Annotated in this window: 17 protein-coding genes and 1 pseudogene; 8 read left to right on the forward strand and 10 right to left on the reverse strand. The window is 33.6% G+C overall.

All coding sequences use genetic code 11. The annotated features are described in order from the left end of the window. The 3 genes and pseudogenes from DRF58_RS19270 to DRF58_RS18555 form a co-directional block, all read right to left on the reverse strand. A pseudogene (locus DRF58_RS19270) lies at nt 1-102 on the reverse strand (IS982 family transposase); the annotation flags it as partial. 444 nt (nt 103-546) lie between these two features. Next, entirely contained in the window at nt 547-960 is a 414-nt protein-coding gene (locus DRF58_RS14135) for a hypothetical protein (protein WP_123902416.1), read from the reverse strand. 11 nt (nt 961-971) lie between these two features. Beyond that, the gene (locus tag DRF58_RS18555) at nt 972-2,621 is read right to left on the reverse strand and encodes a hypothetical protein (protein WP_162300311.1); all 1,650 of its coding nucleotides are present in this window, start codon (nt 2,619-2,621) and stop codon (nt 972-974) included. 543 nt (nt 2,622-3,164) lie between these two features. Between DRF58_RS18555 and DRF58_RS14145 the strand changes: the two genes are divergently transcribed. From DRF58_RS14145 to DRF58_RS14160, 4 genes are all read left to right on the forward strand, one after another. Next, nucleotides 3,165-4,082, forward strand: coding sequence for a DUF4349 domain-containing protein (locus DRF58_RS14145; RefSeq protein WP_116036369.1), 918 nt, complete (start codon nt 3,165-3,167; stop codon nt 4,080-4,082). Between the two features lie 216 nt (nt 4,083-4,298). Further along, on the forward strand, nt 4,299-4,643 hold the full coding sequence (locus DRF58_RS14150; protein ID WP_116036370.1) for a hypothetical protein: 345 nt from the start codon (nt 4,299-4,301) through the stop codon (nt 4,641-4,643). Nucleotides 4,644-4,771: 128 nt separating this feature from the next. Then, nucleotides 4,772-5,164: a heavy-metal-associated domain-containing protein gene (locus tag DRF58_RS14155; protein WP_116036371.1), complete on the forward strand. Its 393-nt coding sequence runs from the start codon at nt 4,772-4,774 to the stop codon at nt 5,162-5,164. 19 nt (nt 5,165-5,183) lie between these two features. Further along, nucleotides 5,184-7,529 (forward strand): TonB-dependent receptor domain-containing protein, encoded by a 2,346-nt coding sequence (locus DRF58_RS14160; RefSeq protein WP_116036372.1) that lies wholly within the window; start codon nt 5,184-5,186, stop codon nt 7,527-7,529. Nucleotides 7,530-7,581: 52 nt separating this feature from the next. Here DRF58_RS14160 and DRF58_RS14165 read toward each other — a convergent pair whose 3' ends face one another. The 5 genes from DRF58_RS14165 to DRF58_RS14185 all read right to left on the reverse strand — a co-directional run bounded on the left by DRF58_RS14165 (nt 7,582) and on the right by DRF58_RS14185 (nt 13,542). Beyond that, nucleotides 7,582-7,809, reverse strand: coding sequence for a putative signal transducing protein (locus DRF58_RS14165; RefSeq protein ID WP_116036373.1), 228 nt, complete (start codon nt 7,807-7,809; stop codon nt 7,582-7,584). Between the two features lie 10 nt (nt 7,810-7,819). Then, complete coding sequence (locus DRF58_RS14170; RefSeq protein WP_116036374.1) at nt 7,820-10,138, reverse strand: outer membrane beta-barrel family protein; 2,319 nt, start codon at nt 10,136-10,138, stop codon at nt 7,820-7,822. A 112-nt stretch (nt 10,139-10,250) separates the two neighbouring features. Further along, nucleotides 10,251-11,783 (reverse strand): YifB family Mg chelatase-like AAA ATPase, encoded by a 1,533-nt coding sequence (locus DRF58_RS14175; RefSeq protein ID WP_116036376.1) that lies wholly within the window; start codon nt 11,781-11,783, stop codon nt 10,251-10,253. Nucleotides 11,784-11,870: 87 nt separating this feature from the next. Further along, entirely contained in the window at nt 11,871-12,950 is a 1,080-nt protein-coding gene (locus DRF58_RS14180; RefSeq protein WP_245955476.1) for a mannose-1-phosphate guanylyltransferase, read from the reverse strand. Further along, nucleotides 12,937-13,542: a SprT-like domain-containing protein gene (locus tag DRF58_RS14185; RefSeq protein ID WP_116036378.1), complete on the reverse strand. Its 606-nt coding sequence runs from the start codon at nt 13,540-13,542 to the stop codon at nt 12,937-12,939. The genes DRF58_RS14180 and DRF58_RS14185 overlap by 14 nt, the downstream gene beginning before the upstream one ends. A 105-nt stretch (nt 13,543-13,647) precedes the next feature. On the opposite strand from DRF58_RS14185, the gene DRF58_RS14190 reads away from it, so the two are divergent. The 4 genes from DRF58_RS14190 to DRF58_RS14205 all read left to right on the forward strand — a co-directional run bounded on the left by DRF58_RS14190 (nt 13,648) and on the right by DRF58_RS14205 (nt 15,985). Then, on the forward strand, nt 13,648-14,199 hold the full coding sequence (locus DRF58_RS14190; protein WP_116036379.1) for a tetratricopeptide repeat protein: 552 nt from the start codon (nt 13,648-13,650) through the stop codon (nt 14,197-14,199). Between the two features lie 201 nt (nt 14,200-14,400). Beyond that, the gene (locus DRF58_RS14195; RefSeq protein WP_123902417.1) at nt 14,401-15,117 is read left to right on the forward strand and encodes a hypothetical protein; all 717 of its coding nucleotides are present in this window, start codon (nt 14,401-14,403) and stop codon (nt 15,115-15,117) included. Then, nucleotides 15,104-15,319: a sensor histidine kinase gene (locus DRF58_RS14200; RefSeq protein WP_116036383.1), complete on the forward strand. Its 216-nt coding sequence runs from the start codon at nt 15,104-15,106 to the stop codon at nt 15,317-15,319. The genes DRF58_RS14195 and DRF58_RS14200 overlap by 14 nt, the downstream gene beginning before the upstream one ends. A 3-nt stretch (nt 15,320-15,322) precedes the next feature. After that, on the forward strand, nt 15,323-15,985 hold the full coding sequence (locus DRF58_RS14205) for a DNA-binding transcriptional response regulator (protein WP_116036384.1): 663 nt from the start codon (nt 15,323-15,325) through the stop codon (nt 15,983-15,985). A 152-nt stretch (nt 15,986-16,137) separates the two neighbouring features. Here DRF58_RS14205 and DRF58_RS14210 read toward each other — a convergent pair whose 3' ends face one another. Both DRF58_RS14210 and yihA read right to left on the reverse strand, forming a co-directional pair. Then, on the reverse strand, nt 16,138-16,587 hold the full coding sequence (locus DRF58_RS14210) for a GNAT family N-acetyltransferase (RefSeq protein ID WP_116036386.1): 450 nt from the start codon (nt 16,585-16,587) through the stop codon (nt 16,138-16,140). After that, entirely contained in the window at nt 16,580-17,203 is a 624-nt protein-coding gene (gene yihA, locus DRF58_RS14215; protein WP_116036388.1) for a ribosome biogenesis GTP-binding protein YihA/YsxC, read from the reverse strand. Before yihA ends, DRF58_RS14210 begins: the two co-directional genes overlap by 8 nt. Nucleotides 17,204-17,242: the final 39 nt, after the last annotated feature.

A 17,242-nucleotide genomic window follows, 5' to 3' on the forward strand; every position in this document is an offset into this window, starting at 1 on the left:
AGATAATTTTGGTTTAATTGGTTTGAAATAAAAATTTTCTTTGATGGTTAATTTTCTTAATTCCTTTAAAATAAAATCGTAAATTGCATCTAGGTTATTCATAATGTATTAGATTGGTAGTCAATACAATATACGAAATTTTCGTATTATGAGTAACCTTTTTTATAATGCACTACGGGTTATCTTTTATAATATTATCCTCATATTGCTCCTTTGTTACTTTATCAAACAAGCCTTTGGCTTCATCAATATTCCTTTCTAATCCATAAGCATTTTCCCAAGTGATTATCATTTTGGTCTTACTACCAAGAGTCTTTGGAGTAAACCAAAATTGTGTATCAGAGTAACAATCTGTGTAATTAGAGTAAAAACTCTGAGGATAAATTTTGATATGATTCAAAATTTTTTTAAAAGGCTTCCCAACGTATTTTTGTTTTTTAAGTTCAAAATGTTGTTTCAAGTAATTCAGAGTATCTAATTGAGCAAAATTTAGATTAGAAAATAAAAAAAAGAAGACATAGATTATTTTCATAATTTATCTTTTCATTATCTATAAGCCCTTATATCTTTTACTATTTTACTACCATAGAAATTTTTTTCATCATTCGTAAAATAAAATTTATTTTTATTTTGATAGTATTTAACATCAGTTGCCGGGATTGATTCCTGCCATTCTATAGTCAAATTAATTACATTATAAAATGAAGCATTCATAGTAGCAAATCTAAAATCTGTCGTAGTTCTTATATTCCTATTATTTAATGGACCTTGTGACCAAACTGTTTGCGGTTGAATTTGAGTCATTTTACTTAATAAATAAGAAAAAGGCTTCCCAATATATTCAGCTTTTTGAAGCTCGAAATTAGTTTTTAAATAATTTAAAGTATCTAGCTGAGCATTGGATTTAGCATAAGCTCCAAGTATTATAAGAACAAAGACTATTTTATTTATATTTTTCATAATTATTTTTTTTAGTAGTTGCATTCTGTTGTCTGTTCATAGGTTTTAACAAAGACCATAATACCTCCGGTGTTGATAGAAATTAGATTTTCTTTTACGAAAACCGGCTGATAATTTCCGCTTGCATCTTTTTTACTCATTGCAATGCCTGTTCCATATTTGTTAAGTACAAAAGCCATTGCTAAATCATAAGCTTCATCATCTGATTTTCCAACTTTTATTTGTTGGTCTTTAATATATTTAAATTCATTCCCTATACTTGTTCCTTCTTTCCACGAAGCAGTCGCCGGGTCAAAATAAGTAGCTTTTGGATAAGTGGTTATAAAGGTGTCGAACTTGGTTTGGTCAGCAATTACAAAAACATAATCGTTATTATCCTGCGCAAATGTATTGTAAAAACTAAATTTAGAATTTGCCGCTCTTGCTGTAAAAAAATTATAGACATCTCCTGCAGAAGGAACATTATAAACGGAAGGAGTATGTGTATGTGCGGCTCCTACAACAAAAAAAGAGGAACTGGAAACATCTACGTCGACAGCATTTCCCCCTATCCCAGTTTTGACTCCAGTTACTTGTTCATTTCCTGAGGAATCAACACCGTATGAAAATCCTTTTTCCTGAGTGTCAGTAGATAACGTGGCTGTTATTTCAGCTTTTCTTCCCGCTGCCTTTGTTTTCTCAATAAATTCTTTTGCTTTAGTATTTTTAGTTGGGATATATTCACAAGGGGTAGGTTCTTCCGGTGGCTCAGGATTACAACCACCGGGAATTATTTTATACCAACCACCAGAAGAGCATTCAGAACCACCACCATCACCTGTTCCGCCGCCTTCACCGCCTCCACCATCTCCTCCTGTTCCGGAACCTCCACTACTACCTGAACCCCCTCCGGATTCAACCCAAATAATGCTGCAAAATACTGAGGTGCAGGAACCACACATATCGCAGTGTCCCCAAGAACTTGGACAATTACATTTATTGGAGTCACTTAATAAAAGACATTCCATCATCGGAACGGCGAAATTTGAAGTATTGGGATATCCATCAGAATGTTCCGCAACTGTCCTTCCGCTCGTTGTCTGAGATTTCATACTTAATTTCCCGTTTTTTATATATTTTGGAAGTAAATCATTCGGAAGTCGCACATAGTTTTGTGTTCCATAAACATAATGGTCTGCAAAAAGATAAGCAATCAATACTTCCTCTCTCATTGATATTGGAATAGTTGTGTCAAACACAAAACTTCTCAAAGAACTGTTGGTAATATTATTAAAATCAAAACTGCCATTCACTTTTTTTGCATAGATAACGGAAGACAATTCATCTTCATCCTTAGCAACTGGAATAATAATATAGGTTTCTTCTTCGGAATTTGATTTTGACAGGCTTTCTGTCTTTTTATCCGTTTTGATAATCATTTTGTCCCAAATAGGGATTCCTTTTCTGTCATTCAGACGACTAATAAAATTTGTTTTGGAGTTTTCATTATCTAGATAATGAAGAATTTGCTTTTGTTCTTCGGATAGTTTTTCAAGATTTGTTTTGAAAAATTCAGTCTCTCGTACTTTTTGCTCAGTTGTAATTGTATCAATTTCTTGCCTGCAGGCAAAGAAAAAAGTAATAATTATTATCGCAATAATTCTTAAATAGATTTTTTTCATACTTTTTTGTTTTATAGTTGATTCTAAATTAACATTTTTTCTTAAATGTAGAAAATTAATTTAATTTTTTTTTCATATAGAGCTAAATAAAAGCCAAAAATAATTTATTCACATATAATATTATTTTTAAGCATTTTTTTGCAGCCTTAAAAGTCTTTTGAGTTACAAAATTTCCTTCTTTTTTATTTAGCACGATATCTCTCTGAAAATTAGTTTTACAAAAAATTAAAAATCAACAAGTTAAAACATCAACTCTCTTTACAAATAGTTTCGGATTGATTTGCAAAATAGCTTCCATCTTAATTATCAATTTTGGAATAGGCAGTTTCAAGATGTTGTCTTAACAAAATTTGGAACGCCGCAACCCGCAGCCCGACTTGAGCGGAAATCCTTTTTACGCAACGAAGTGAAGTGAAAAGATTGGGAGCGGAAGGCGGATTAAGCGGCCCAAATTAATATCAATAATTAATATCAAAAATAATCTATTATGAAATCGCTTGCGATTACATTTTACAACTAAAAAACAACTAAAAAATATTCAAAATGAAAACTAAATTCTTATCAATCAGTTTACTTGCTTTGACTTTGTTTGCTTGTAAGAAAAGCGAAATGGTAGAATCTGCTTATGCGTCTGCCGATTATGTCGTTGATAGCGCATCTGTTTCGGATAGCATTTCTATGGCTGCGACACAAAATGTGAAAGACCGACAATTTGTAAGAACGGCGGAAGTGGATATGGAAGTGAAGGATGTTTATGATGCAACCATCTCGATTGAAAAACAGCTGCAATCGCTTGGAGGATTTGTGACCAACAGTAAAATGGAAGCACAGACTTTGTCAGAAGATACTTATAATACATCGGATGAATCGGCGATTTTGATTCGGAAATTTCAGAATCAGAACAGAATGCAAGTTAGAGTTCCGACTCAGAAATTAGGCGAATTTTTGGATTTCATTAATGATAAAAAAGTGTTTCTTAATTCCAGAATTATCTCTGCGGAAGATGTTTCTGCCGGAATCCGATTGGCAAAAATGGAATCTGAAAGACAAGCTAAAACCAAGTCTAATATTTCTCAGCTGAAAGCCGGAAAAGATAAAGTGAATCTTGATGACAACAATATGTCGGAAGCGAATATGCAGAAATATTCTGACGAAATTCTTGCCGATAATTTGAAATTCTCAACCGTTGACATTTTCATCAAAGAACCGAAAACGAGCGTTGCGAAAATCCCAGTCATCAACACCAAAAACATTGATAACGAGTACAAATACAATTTCTTCTATGATGTGAAAAATGCTTTTGTGGAAGGATTTTATTTGATTCAGCAATTATTTGTTTTTCTGATTTCTATTTGGCCGATTGTTTTGATTGGAGGATTGGTATTTTACTTTTTGAGAAGAAGAAAAGCATTTGTGAAAACTGAAAAATTTATATTAACCACAAAAGGCGCAAAAGCTTAACACTTAAGTTGATTTAATTGTTGAAAACAATTAGTAAAAATAAGTTCACATTAGTTTTTAAAATCAAAGATTTTCTTCTGATGTGAACTTTTCGCTGCAAACATTATTTAAATCTTAAGTGACTAAAGTGTTTTATAAAAACTTTTGTGTCTTTTGTGGTTAATATAAATTTCATAATTTTGCAAAACGATGTTGAGAAAGTTTCAATTGATATTAATGATTTTCTGTTTGGGGATTTTTGTATTTCCAAAGCAGAATTTTAATGCTCAAGTTGCTCAGAGTTCTTGTTGTGAAGCTCAGAAAGACAATTCTGACTGTTGCAAAAAAGATGAGAAAAAATCAGATTCTTGTCATCACGATTCCAAAAAAGAAAAAGACTGCAAAGACAATTGCACAACTTGCAAAACCTGCAGTTCGGGATTCGTTTTTTCTATTGTTCTGAATAACTTTGACAACAAATTGAAAACATTGGTTTTCGAAATCAACAATCCTTTTACTCACTATTCTCAATCACCTTTTGCAAGGTCTTTCAACATCTGGCAACCGCCTAAATTGGGTTAATTTTATTGTTCTTCAAAGAGCTTCGACAGGCTCAGCCTGACAGTTTTGAAGAATACAGTTAGTATTAGAAATGTCACTCTGAGCTTGTCGAAGAGTCTGCATTATCAATCAAATTAAAATTAATCAAAATGAATACAATCATAAAATCAGGAATTTTATTCCTTTCCATATTTCTATTTTCAAATTTTTCTGCTCAAACAAAAACCTTCAAAGCCAAAGTAGAAGGTAACTGCGGAATGTGCAAAGAACGTATCGAAACCGCTGTTAAAGCTGATAAAAATGTAAAATCAGCTGACTGGAGTATGAGCAAAAAAGTCTTGACCGTAAGTTATGACGCTTCTAAAACTGACAAAAAAGCAATCCTGAAAAGCGTAGCCGAAGTTGGTCACGACAACGAAATGTTCCGTGCTTCTGACAAAGCTTACGATGATTTGGACGCTTGCTGCCAGTACGACCGTCCTGACAACAGCAAAAAGTTGGCGAAAAACGCTGATACAAAACAAGTCTGCGAGCTTAAGTAATTAATTTAAATTTTTGACGATGAATTATTTAAGTAGAAAACTTATGTTTTCTTTGCTGCTCGTTTGTTCGATATTTTCATTCGCGCAAACCGTTACAGAACAGTTTTTGGTAAAAGGAAATTGCAATATGTGCAAAGCCAGAATAGAAAAAGCAGCCTTGAAAGCAGGAGCACAAACAGCCAACTGGACCGCAGAAAATCAGACTTTGACAATGACGCTTGACGAATCGAAAGTGAAATGTGACGATATCCTGAAACAAATCGCTGAAGTTGGTCACGACAACGAGAAATATAAAGCGCCGGAAGATGCTTACAAAAATCTGCCTGCGTGTTGTTTATACACAAGAGGTTCTGATTTTGAAAAACCGAATGACACGCTTGAACATCACTCAGATTCTGATAAAAAAACAAATCAGATTGAAGGTGTAAAACTGACGAGAGAAAAAGAAGCAACGGCTATCAGTAAAAAAGAAGCAGGATTGATTTTCAATATCAGTTCCAAAGAATTGTTGAAAGCGGCGTGTTGTAATCTTTCCGAAAGTTTCGAAACTAATGCGACTGTGGATGTTTCGTTCAGTAATGCGGTTACGGGAACTAAGCAATTGAAAATGCTCGGACTTGACCAGAAATATACACTTTTGACCAAGGAACAATTACCTGAAATCCGTGGATTAGCTTCGCCTTATGGATTGAATTTCATTCCTGGAAAATGGATTGGCGGAATCCAGTTGACAAAAGGTGGAAGTACTGTTGTGAACGGCTACGAAAGCATTACCGGACAAATCAACACCGAACTTTTGAAATCTCACGATGATGATAAAAAAGCAGAAACTGAAATTAATTTGTTTTCTGATAACAACGGTCGTGTAGAAGCCAATGTGACAAGCACTTCTCCAATTTCTGACAAATGGACTCAAAGTGTTTTGCTTCACGGAAACGGAACTTTTGGCGACACGGATATGAATGATGACGGTTTTCTTGACAGACCAAAAGGAAGTCAGTTAAACGTAGCTTATCTTTTGAATTACAATGATTTGGAGAACTCTGGATTTGCTTCGCACTTCGGAATTAATTATTTGAAAGACGAAAGAACGGCCGGACAAATCGGATTCAATAAAAGGATTCCGCAGAAAGACCAATCACTTTATGGTGTTGGAATTGATATTTCGAGATTTCAATTATGGAATAAAACAGGTTATGTTTTCAAAGGGAAACCTTATCAAAGTCTCGGCTGGATGAATCAATTGACTTATCATCAGCAAGATAGCTTTTTTGGATTGAGAAATTATTTTGGAAAAGAGACTTCTTATTATTCTAATTTGATTTTCGAAAGTATCATCGGAAATACGAATAATAAGTATAAAGTTGGCGCAAGTTTCCTTTATGATAAATACGATGAAGATTATCTTTTGGATAATTACAAAAGAACAGAAACGGTTCCTGGCTTGTTTGCAGAATATACTTTGACAGGCGAAAAATTCACTTTGGTAACAGGAGCTCGTGTTGATTTTCACAATCTTGCAGGAACTCAGTTTACGCCGAGAATGAATTTCAAATATGATTTGACACCGAAAACCATTTTCAGAATTTCAGCCGGAAGAGGTTTCCGAACTGCGAATATCTTTGCAGAAAGTCAGTCTTATTTTGCATCGAACCGTCAAATTCAAATCATCAATAATGGTGGAGAAATCTACGGTTTGAAACCAGAAATTGCTTGGAATTATGGTGTGAGTCTGCAACAGGAATTCAAGTTGTTTGGAAGAAAATCAACCATTTTAGCCGATTTTTTCAGAACAGATTTCCAAAATCAGGTGGTGACAGATTTGGATGAATCTGCACAGAAAATTTTGTTCTACAATCTTGAAGGAAAATCTTTTGCCAATAGTTTTCAAACGCAATGGGATTTCCAGCCTGTGAAAAATCTGGAATTTCGAGTGGCTTACAAATATTATGATGTGGCTTTGGATTATTTGAGCGGATTGAAAAAAGTGCCTTTTATGGCGAAACATCGTGGATTTGCGAACTTGGCTTATTCAACCAATAAAACTGAAAAAGGAAGATTTTGGAGCTTTGATACAACATTAAATTTAGTTGGAAAACAAAGACTTCCGAATACAAAATCCAATCCAGCAGAATTTCAGTTAGCAGATTATTCGCCAAGTTATGCCACTTTGAATGCTCAGATTTCCAGAAACTTTTCTGAGAAAATCAGAGTTTATTTGGGTGGAGAGAATTTGACAGGTTATCAGCAAAAAGTGGCAATTCTTGACTCAGCTAATCCGTTCGGAAATTATTTTGACGGCGGAATGGTTTATGCACCAATTATGAAACAGAATTTCTATGTTGGTGTAGATTTTAAGTTTTAAACTTTTATAAATACTAATACAAAACCTCGTCGGACTGACGAGGTTTTTGCTTTTATTGACTATCTTTTTTATAGAATTCGGTCATCAATTCATTTGCTTTTTCGAAGTCATTTTCTGAGACTTTTAGCTGAACGCCGCCACTTGTATTGTTGAATAAATTATAAGTATTTGCTAAAATATTTCCGAAGACAAACGCCTCAACTTCGTTAGTTTCTAAGAAAATCTTGAGCATTTCCGCTTCTATTTCTGTATTAAAAATCTTGAGTGTGATTAGTTCCATAATTCATTGATTATAATCTGTTCGAAGTTTCGTTAACAGCATTTTCCTTGTAACTGGACTTTTTCAATTTTCCAAAGTTATATTTTGCTGCAAAAGATATTGTTGGGGTATTGCCAAAAAAGGTGCCAGTTGAATTGATTCGGTTATAAGACATTTTCTGGATATAATTCATCTGATTGAAAACATCATTATAACGAACGGTAAAATCAAAATCAGAAATAGAAGAGGTCATCCCAAGATTCACCAAGCACATCGAATTGTTTTCATACAAACCTTCCACACGTTTTGTAATGTAAGAGCCATCCAGCAGGATTGACAAATACTTCCAAACATTCACGGTATTGTTAGTTGAAAAATAAACATAAGGCGTCGAATTTTTCAGAACGGCTAAAGAATCTTCGATTTTATCATAATTGACTGAAAGACTGTTCTGAGAAGTCCATTTTTTTCCTTGAAAAAGAGAATCAATGCCTAAAGAAACGCCCATTTCTTTACCGAAATTAACCGGTTGAAATTTAGAAATATTTCTTTCCTCATCATAAACCAAGGTATAACCCAAAGGATTTTTGCTGTTGTAAGCAGATGCGTTCAAAGATATTTTTTTCAGATTTGTGGTAAAAGTAATCGTGTTGGTATAAGTAGGAACTAAGTCCGGATTCCCTTGATATTCAACATACGGACTTCCATATAAACCTCCAGAAGCCAGATTTCCATAACTAGGACGCGAAATACTTTTTCTGAAATTCAAAGTATAGTCGTAATTGTCATTTTGCTTGAAACTGATTTCTGTATTCGGGAACCAATCGAGATAATCTCTCGTGATTTTAGTAGCATTCTCAACCAAGTCAAAACCTTCCGCATTGGTTGTTTCCGCTCTCAAACCTGCATTGATATTCCATTTGTCAGCATTAATGGCGAGATTGGTATAACCAGCAAGATTCGATTCTTTGAATTGGTATTGAAAAAATTCCGGATTTTGATTATTCTGAAAAGTCGTTTTGTTATTCGTGCTGGTTTCTGCTTTTGTGAAGCTTCCGCCCAATTCCAGATTGTAATTGTCATTAATCTTTTTCTCTATATCAATTCTTCCGGAATAAGCATTTCCAGCGTATAATTGATGACGAAACTGATTGAACTCGTAACCGGAATTATTGGTATCATTATAAAAACTATAACCTACATTATCGCTCTCTCTTTTGAACTGAAATCCTGTCAAAATCTCAGCATCCCAATCCGTTATTTTCTTTTTATAATTAAAGATCGAATTGATTGTCGCTCGTTTTCTGTCTTGTTGATTCAGAGTTTTAACAAGAGTAGAATTTCCATTTTCGGAATAAAAAGTATTGGTATTATTATCGCCTTTGTCCGGTCTAAAGTTGCTGTTTACAGACAATGTTACATAATCGCCGTCGTCATTCAGTTCCTGATACAAACTTGCTGCAAAAATAGTTTGCGGACGTTTTGTAATTGATTTGATGACGTAATTGGAACTGATATTTTTACTCGGAACTTGATAATCAAAACCATTACTTTCCCAATGATTGATTTGATTGTAAGAAGCGTTCAGTTTCCATTCGGTTTTATTTTTCTTTTGTTGAAAATTGGCTGAAAGATAATTACTAAAACGTTTTTGGAAAGTTGCTGTTTCCGAAACACTTAATTGCGCACCATCTTTTCTGCTCTTTTTAAGATTGACTTTGATGACTGCTTTTCCCTCCGATTCATATTTAACAGACGGATTTCTGATAACTTCCACCGACTTGATATCATCCACCGAAATTGCAGATAAGGTCGCAAAATCCACTCGCTGATTGTCCACATAAAGCAAAGGCGTTCCTTTTCCGACAAACGATAAACCTTCGCCATTTGCATCCATCATCACAAAAGGCAATTTTGATAATAATTCTGAAGATGTTGGTAATTTATTAAGTGCTGAATTGGCAATATCCAGCGTAATATTTCCATTTTCTACCTTGAAATTATTTTTTTTGGCAGTAATTGTCAGCTCTTCAATTTTTTGACTTTTCGGTTCAAAAGCAATTGAAAACTCTATATTTTTTTCAAGATAAAAAGGTTTTTCATTCTGAATGCTTTCGTCTGATGACAATTGAAGATGATAACTTCCAGACTTCAATTGGTCAAATTCAAACTTCGAATCTTGAGCAATTGTAGTTTTAAGTAATTGATTATCATTATCCAAAAGATAAATAACAATAGGAGCTCCATTTTTTTCTTTATCAGAATTAATGATTTTGCCATTAATTTTAAGATTTTGCTGAGCAGAAAAAGTTGCCGAGATGAGGATTAAAAACAATAAAATGTTCTTCATAGCAGAATTAGCTTTTAAACGGTTATTTATTTAAAACAATCATCAGCTTGGTTTTATTACATCCAAAAAGAAGAAATGATTAAAATCAAAACCGTTGATAAGATTCTTAATTCTAAGCATTCCAAAAATCTCTATCCAAACTTCTGTATTGTATTGCCTCAGAAATGTGGTCACCTTGTATATTTTCCGAGTTTTCTAGATCTGCAATTGTTCTTGCAACCTTCAAAATTCTGTCATAAGCTCTTGCCGAGAGATTGAGTTTCAGCATTGCAGCTTTTATTAATAATTGAGAATAGTCGTCCAATTCACAATATTTTTCGATGTCTTTTGGTCCCATTTGCGCATTGTAATTGACCTCAGAATCCTTGTATCGTTCATTCTGGATATCTCTTGCTTTGTTTACTCTTTTCCTAATGCTTGCACTACTTTCACCTTTCTTTTTTTCGGCTAACTGTTCATATTCTACTTTCGAAACTTCGATGTGAATATCAATTCTGTCGAGGAGAGGTCCTGATAATTTGTTCATATAGCGTTGCATTTCCATTGTTGATGAGGTGTTGTTTGGGTCATCTGGGAAATAACCGCTAGGGCTGGGATTCATACTTGCCACGAGCATAAAACTTGCAGGATACTCAATCGTAAATTTGGCTCGAGAAATTGTCACAACTCTATCTTCCAAAGGTTGTCTCATGACTTCGAGAACTGTTCTTTTGAATTCGGGCATTTCGTCTAAAAACAGAACACCATTATGGGCGAGGGAAATTTCTCCCGGTTGAGGATAACTTCCGCCTCCAACCAAAGCGACATCAGAAATTGTGTGGTGCGGCGAGCGAAAAGGCCTTATTGTTATTAAGGATGTTTCCGTTCCCATCTTTCCAGCAACAGAATGGATCTTTGTGGTTTCCAAAGACTCTTTGAGGCTAAGTGCGGGCAATATGCTGGGAAGTCTTTTGGCAAGCATTGTTTTTCCACTTCCTGGTGAACCTATTAAAATAATATTGTGACCACCAGCTGCAGCTACTTCCATTGCACGTTTTGCTGCTTCTTGCCCTTTGACTTCATCAAAATCGAAAGGGAAATGATCTATCTTGTCTTGAAATTCTTTTCTTGTATCAATCTCAGATTTTTCTAATGGTAGATCTTCATTAAAAAAATCAATGACTTGTTTGATATTTTCAACACCATAAACGTCTAAATTGTTGACAATAGCGGCTTCTCTTGCGTTTTGTTTTGGAAGAATGATTCCTTTGAAACCGTCTTCCCTAGCTTTGATTGCAATGGGCAAAATACCTTTTATCGGCTGTAACCCACCATCAAGAGAAAGTTCACCCATTATCAGATATTGTCCTATATTCTCTGCTTTTATTAAATCTGAGGCAGCTAAAATCCCCAACGCAATGCTCATGTCGTAAGCAGAACCTTCTTTCCGGAGATCCGCAGGAGCCATATTAATAGTAATCTTTTTTCCTGGAATTTTAAATCCTGAGTTTTTTAGAGCAGCAGATATCCTATAACTACTCTCTTTAATGGCATTATCTGGTAATCCTACTAGATGATAACCTACACCTTGATCTACATTGACTTCTATGGTAATAATTTGTGCAGAAACGCCATGAATGGCAGCACCGTAAATTTTGACAAGCATTTGTGTTTTATTTAATAATAAATAAAAATAAAAAAAACTCTTTGATAAAAACCAAAGAGTTCATTCTATTTTGCAAAAAGATTTAATTTACATAAACCTTTCTCCTTTTTTCAAATTTTTAAGATCAAGAACATATTCCTTTATCAATTGATCATTGTCACGTGGGCAGATCAACAAAGCTTTCTCTGTATCTACAATGATGTAGTTTTTAAGCCCATCAATTACTGCTGCTTTATTCTGGTTTTTGATTCTAATGACGTTGCCTTTTGAGTTGTAAGTCAAAACATTTTTGGAACTAATTGCATTATTATCATCATTCTTGTCAGCGTTAGTGTAAACAGAAGTCCAGGTTCCAAGATCGCTCCAGCCTAGATTTGCCGGAATTACGTAAACATTATCAGCCTTCTCAAGAATTCCGTTGTCTATGGAGATTTTGCTTACAGTTGGATAAATGGTTTCAATGTATTCTTTCTCAGCATCACAATTATATTCACCTTCGTTAAATTGATTCAACATCTCCGGTAGATATTTTTTGAAAGCCGAAAGGATACTTTTTGTATTCCAAATAAAAATCCCTGCATTCCAAAGAAAATCCCCAGATTCTATAAAGTTTTTTGCAATTTCTAAGTTAGGTTTTTCTGTAAAAGTTTTTACTTTCGAAACAGCTTGATCTTTTTCTTGAATGAATTGAATATAACCGTAACCAGTATCTGGTCTTGTTGGAGTGATTCCTAAAGTAATCAAATAATCATTCTTGGAAGCGAGATCAAATGCTAACTCCAACTTATCCAGAAAAGTTTTTTCTTTTAAAATAAGATGATCCGCAGGCATTACAATAATATTGGCTTCAGGATTGACATTTTCTATCTTTTTGGCCATATAAAGGTTGCACGCAGAGGTATTTTTCATAGCTGGTTCTCCCACGATATTCTCAGAAGGAATCTGGGGGAGCTGCTGTTGCGTAAGATCTACATATTCTTGATTTGTAATGACGTAAATGTTTTCTGTAGGGATTAATTGATTGATCCTGTCAAACGTTTGCTGAATCATCGTTCTTCCGGTTCCTAATATATCGTGAAATTGTTTTGGGAATTTCTGAGTACTCATCGGCCAGAATCTGCTACCGATACCTCCTGCCATTATTACACAGTAGTTATTGTTCTTCATTTATGATTAATTTTTCGACCTTTGCTAAAGCTCGGAATAAATATTTGTTATTATTACTTGAGTTGATACAAAGATATAACTTTTTCTTTTTTTCTAATAGTTTATAATCATCGCCTTTATAGCGAAATTCATCATTAATTAACAAATCCTCAACAAATACAAGATTATCGTCAGAATTTTCGATATGAAAATATCGGACTAGTTCCGGACTCGCCATAAAGTTGGCTTTGGGATTTTTTGAATACTTGAAAATTATGGGTTTCAAATCATCTGTATAAACATTGATACTTTCCAATAACATCTCCCGAAAAGTATCTTTCCACTCTTTACCATGAGCACTGATTCTAAAATTAAAATTTTCAAATGCAAGTAAATGAGCCAGTTCATGCGTCAAAACAAAGAAAAAAAGTTGCTTATCTAGAGTAGAGTTGACCGTAATCTGATGAGATTTGTCGGGCATTTTTCTATAATCTCCCAGCTTACTGTTTCTATCTTTTGTAATTCTAATATGAATCCGATAATCTGCAAACCATTTTTTGAGAAAAGTAAGAGTATTCTCCGGAAGATATTGCTCTAAAGTGTTGATGGACATTAATTATAAACGAATGATTAACAAAAATAATGATTAATGTTGATTTTAGAATTAATTATTATTTAATTGATGTTATTTTCCTTAAATTTCGGATAAATTGTAAAATTGTACAAATCTTTCCTTTACTTTTTGGTATTAATTTTATTTGGATGTTCTCAAAAACAAGAGGCAACAATTGATTCTCCAAAAAAACAAGTCAATCCATTTTATGAAAAAGCGTTTGTTTTTATAGATAATGATCAGGACAGTGCATTTTATTACCTTAACAAAGGAAAAGACGTTTTCATCGAAAGAAAAGACAGCTTTGGGGCTGGGAAATGCTATGTGAATATGGCGATTATCCAAGAAAATACCGGTGATAACTTTGGAAGTATAGAAACTAGTCTTACAGCGCTAAATTTTCTAAATGAGAAAGATTTCTCTCATTACTATTCGTTGTACTGCAACTATAATAATCTGGGAGTCGCCTCTACCAATCTTAAGAACTATGATGATGCCAGACGTTTTTACGATAAAGCTTATCTCTTCACAAAAGATCCGATTGATAAACTGATGCTTGCAAACAACATTGGCATTGTTTATCATGATGAGAAAAACTATGGAAAAGCTATCACTATTTATAAAAAGCTACTAGATAGCATAGGATCAAAAAGTTAATTTTATCCAAAATTATTACTTAATTTTTCGCGGTCAAAATGGTTTGCTGATAAAAACTACAATCCCACTCAAAATTATCTTCTCGCAGAAAAACTAAGCGAAAACCTTGATGATGAGTGGACAAAAGATGCCGCTTTTGCCTATTTGTCTGCTTATTATCTTAATAAAAATGCAGATTCTTCTAGATTATACGCCGTCAAAATGTTGGATCTTGCTCAAAAACTAAGTTATCCTACAGATCAGTTAGAGGCTTTGAAAATACTCATAAAATTGTCAGATGGCAAAATTGCTCAGAGATATTTTGATGATTATTCTAGAATTCAGGATAGTTTGCTGAATGCCCAAAATCAAGCCAAGAATCAGTTTGCTCTCATTCGTTTTGAAAGTGAGAAATCCAAAGCAGAAAATCTAAAACTGCAAAAAGAACACGAAGCTCACGAATACCAAATGGAAAGACAAAAAGTCACTATCATTTCAATTATATCATTTATAATTATTTTTGGTTTTTTTGTGTTTTTATGGATTAAAAGAAAACGAGAAAATCTCATATCAGAAGCTAATAATCAGTTGCAAGAACAAAGATTAGATTTCTCCAAAAAAGTTCACGATGTAGTTGCTAATGGGATATATGAAGTAATGACAACTATTGAAAATCAAAATGATCTTCCAAAAGAAAAGATACTGGATAAGTTGGAACTGATGTACGAAAAATCCCGCGATCTGTCTTATGATAAGAAAGAACTTCAACAGGATTTCTGTGAAAGAGTTTTTGGATTAGTCAGTTCTTTTGATAATGAAAAAACGAAGATTATCATTATAGGAAATGACGAAGATTTTTGGACTAATATTAATAGATCTTCACAAGAAGAATTTTTTCAAATCATAAGAGAACTTCCTCGTGAATATGAAAAAACATAGCCATGCGTCTCAGGTTATTTTAAGATTCGTAAAAGTTAATAACTTAAAAGAAATCAAATATATAGATAATGGGGTTGGTCTAGCGGGAAGTCTTGTGGAAAAAAATGGGTTTTCTAATATGAGATCCAGATTACTAGAAATAGATGCAAAAATGGAAATCGAAGAAAGCGAATCCGGTTTAAAATTATCAATAAAATTGTAAAAAATGTTCGGTAAAATACTAATTGCAGAAGATCATGAGAGTAGTAACTTTTCTGTTCGCAAAATTGCAGAAGAGCTCCAGATTCCCAACATATATCATTGTTTTTATTGCGATGATGCAGTAGCTCAAATCAAAAAATCTTTGAGCTCCCAACCTTACGAATTGTTGATTACCGATCTTTCTTTTGAGGAAGATGAGAGAAAACAATTGATACAAAACGGAAGAGAATTGATTAAAGCTTGCAGAGAAATTTCTCTGGATCTCAAAGTTGTTGTTTTCTCGGCAGAACATCGTTTAGGAGTTATCGATTTGTTATTCAGTGAGTTGAAAATAGATGCATTTGTCCGTAAAGCGCGTTTTGATTCTGAGGAATTGAAAAAAGCGATTGAAATGGTTTATGATGACAAGACTTACATCTCTCATGGCCTTAAACTTCCCACAAAAACTAATAATACTCTAGAGTTTAGTAACTACGATATCACCATACTTCAACTTTTGTCTGATGGCGTTTTACAAAAAAATATTCCCAAGAAGTTACAAGAAAAAAACATTTATCCCAACAGTTTGAGCAGTGTGGAAAAAAGAATCAACGCCATGAAACTAATGTTAGTCGTGAAAAATGTGGAAGAATTAATAGCTAGCGGCAAAATTATGGGAATAATTTAATAATAAATCGATATTTTTTTCATTCTACGGTTTTCCCGTAAAGAAATGTGAATTATTGTAATTAATTTTGCAAAGGATTAATAACCATAAAGACACAAATCAAGAAAAAATATTTTCACAATAAAGAGTCTGAAATAGAATTTCAGACTCTTTTATTTTCTAAACATTTCTGTATGAGGAATATTGTCTTCTAGATATTTTTTATCAGTTTCTTGAAATCCAAACCCCGAATAAAATTTCAACAAATAATCCTGAGCAGAAATCCTAACTTCAGAAGTTCCCAATCTATTTTCTATAATCTCTACAGCGTAGTGGATTAATTGTTTCCCAAGTCCTGTTCCTCTTCCTTTTTCGGTTGTAATAACTCTTCCGATAGATGTTTCTGGATATTTAATACCTTTATCAAAAACTCTGCAATAAGCTAAAACCTCTCCATTATTCTCAGCCCAAAGATGAATTGCTTTTTGATCATAATCATCCAAATCTGGGTAAGGACAATCTTGTTCTACAACAAAAACATTGACTCTCGCTTTTATGATTTCGTAAAGTTCAGTCGTGTTAAGTTCCGAAAATGTTTTGATTTTCCAATCGATATTAGTCATCGAATCTAATTTTATTTTTAATTAAAAACTGATTGGTTTCCGAGATGAATTTCAGAATATCATCTGTTCCTGTTTTCTTTTCTGCAGATGTCACATAGATATTGGGAAGGTCTTCCCAGGTTTTCAGCAATTCGGTTTTGTAGGCTTCCACATTTCTATTAGCTCCGCCTGCTTTTAGTTTATCCGCTTTAGTAAAAACAATAGAAAACGGAATGTTACTTTCTCCGCACCATTGCATAAACTCCAAATCTATTTTTTGTGGCGTATGACGGACGTCTATCAATACAAAAAGGTTGACTAGGTTTTGTCTGTTAAGGATATAATTGGTAATCAGCTTTTCAAAATCTTTTCTAAGACTTTTAGAAACTCTTGCATAACCATAACCTGGTAAATCGGTCAAAAACCAATTTTCATTAACCAAAAAATGATTAATCAACTGTGTTTTTCCTGGAGTTTGCGATGTTTTCGCCAAATCTTTATGATTCATCATGGCGTTGATGAGAGAAGATTTTCCAACATTAGAACGCCCGATAAAAGCATATTCTGGCAAAGTCGGTTCGGGACAATCCTGCCATTTCTGACTACTTTTTACAAATTCTGCGGTTTTGATTACCATATTTTTATAATTTAAAAACCATTAAGAATCAAATTTATA

The organism is Epilithonimonas hispanica (assembly GCF_003385395.1).
Classification (GTDB): domain Bacteria; phylum Bacteroidota; class Bacteroidia; order Flavobacteriales; family Weeksellaceae; genus Epilithonimonas; species Epilithonimonas hispanica.

What these genes read in the sequence shown, in the direction of transcription:
- DRF58_RS14135 (WP_123902416.1), bottom strand. Translation starts at nt 960, where the DNA reads ATGAAAAATATAAATAAAATAGTCTTTGTTCTTATAATACTTGGAGCT.
- DRF58_RS18555 (WP_162300311.1), bottom strand. Translation starts at nt 2,621, where the DNA reads ATGAAAAAAATCTATTTAAGAATTATTGCGATAATAATTATTACTTTT.
- DRF58_RS14145 (WP_116036369.1), top strand. Translation starts at nt 3,165, where the DNA reads ATGAAAACTAAATTCTTATCAATCAGTTTACTTGCTTTGACTTTGTTT.
- DRF58_RS14150 (WP_116036370.1), top strand. Translation starts at nt 4,299, where the DNA reads ATGATTTTCTGTTTGGGGATTTTTGTATTTCCAAAGCAGAATTTTAAT.
- DRF58_RS14155 (WP_116036371.1), top strand. Translation starts at nt 4,772, where the DNA reads ATGAATACAATCATAAAATCAGGAATTTTATTCCTTTCCATATTTCTA.
- DRF58_RS14160 (WP_116036372.1), top strand. Translation starts at nt 5,184, where the DNA reads ATGAATTATTTAAGTAGAAAACTTATGTTTTCTTTGCTGCTCGTTTGT.
- DRF58_RS14165 (WP_116036373.1), bottom strand. Translation starts at nt 7,809, where the DNA reads ATGGAACTAATCACACTCAAGATTTTTAATACAGAAATAGAAGCGGAA.
- DRF58_RS14170 (WP_116036374.1), bottom strand. Translation starts at nt 10,138, where the DNA reads ATGAAGAACATTTTATTGTTTTTAATCCTCATCTCGGCAACTTTTTCT.
- DRF58_RS14175 (WP_116036376.1), bottom strand. Translation starts at nt 11,783, where the DNA reads ATGCTTGTCAAAATTTACGGTGCTGCCATTCATGGCGTTTCTGCACAA.
- DRF58_RS14180 (WP_245955476.1), bottom strand. Translation starts at nt 12,950, where the DNA reads ATGAAGAACAATAACTACTGTGTAATAATGGCAGGAGGTATCGGTAGC.
- DRF58_RS14185 (WP_116036378.1), bottom strand. Translation starts at nt 13,542, where the DNA reads ATGTCCATCAACACTTTAGAGCAATATCTTCCGGAGAATACTCTTACT.
- DRF58_RS14195 (WP_123902417.1), top strand. Translation starts at nt 14,401, where the DNA reads ATGTTGGATCTTGCTCAAAAACTAAGTTATCCTACAGATCAGTTAGAG.
- DRF58_RS14200 (WP_116036383.1), top strand. Translation starts at nt 15,104, where the DNA reads ATGAAAAAACATAGCCATGCGTCTCAGGTTATTTTAAGATTCGTAAAA.
- DRF58_RS14205 (WP_116036384.1), top strand. Translation starts at nt 15,323, where the DNA reads ATGTTCGGTAAAATACTAATTGCAGAAGATCATGAGAGTAGTAACTTT.
- DRF58_RS14210 (WP_116036386.1), bottom strand. Translation starts at nt 16,587, where the DNA reads ATGACTAATATCGATTGGAAAATCAAAACATTTTCGGAACTTAACACG.
- yihA (WP_116036388.1), bottom strand. Translation starts at nt 17,203, where the DNA reads ATGGTAATCAAAACCGCAGAATTTGTAAAAAGTAGTCAGAAATGGCAG.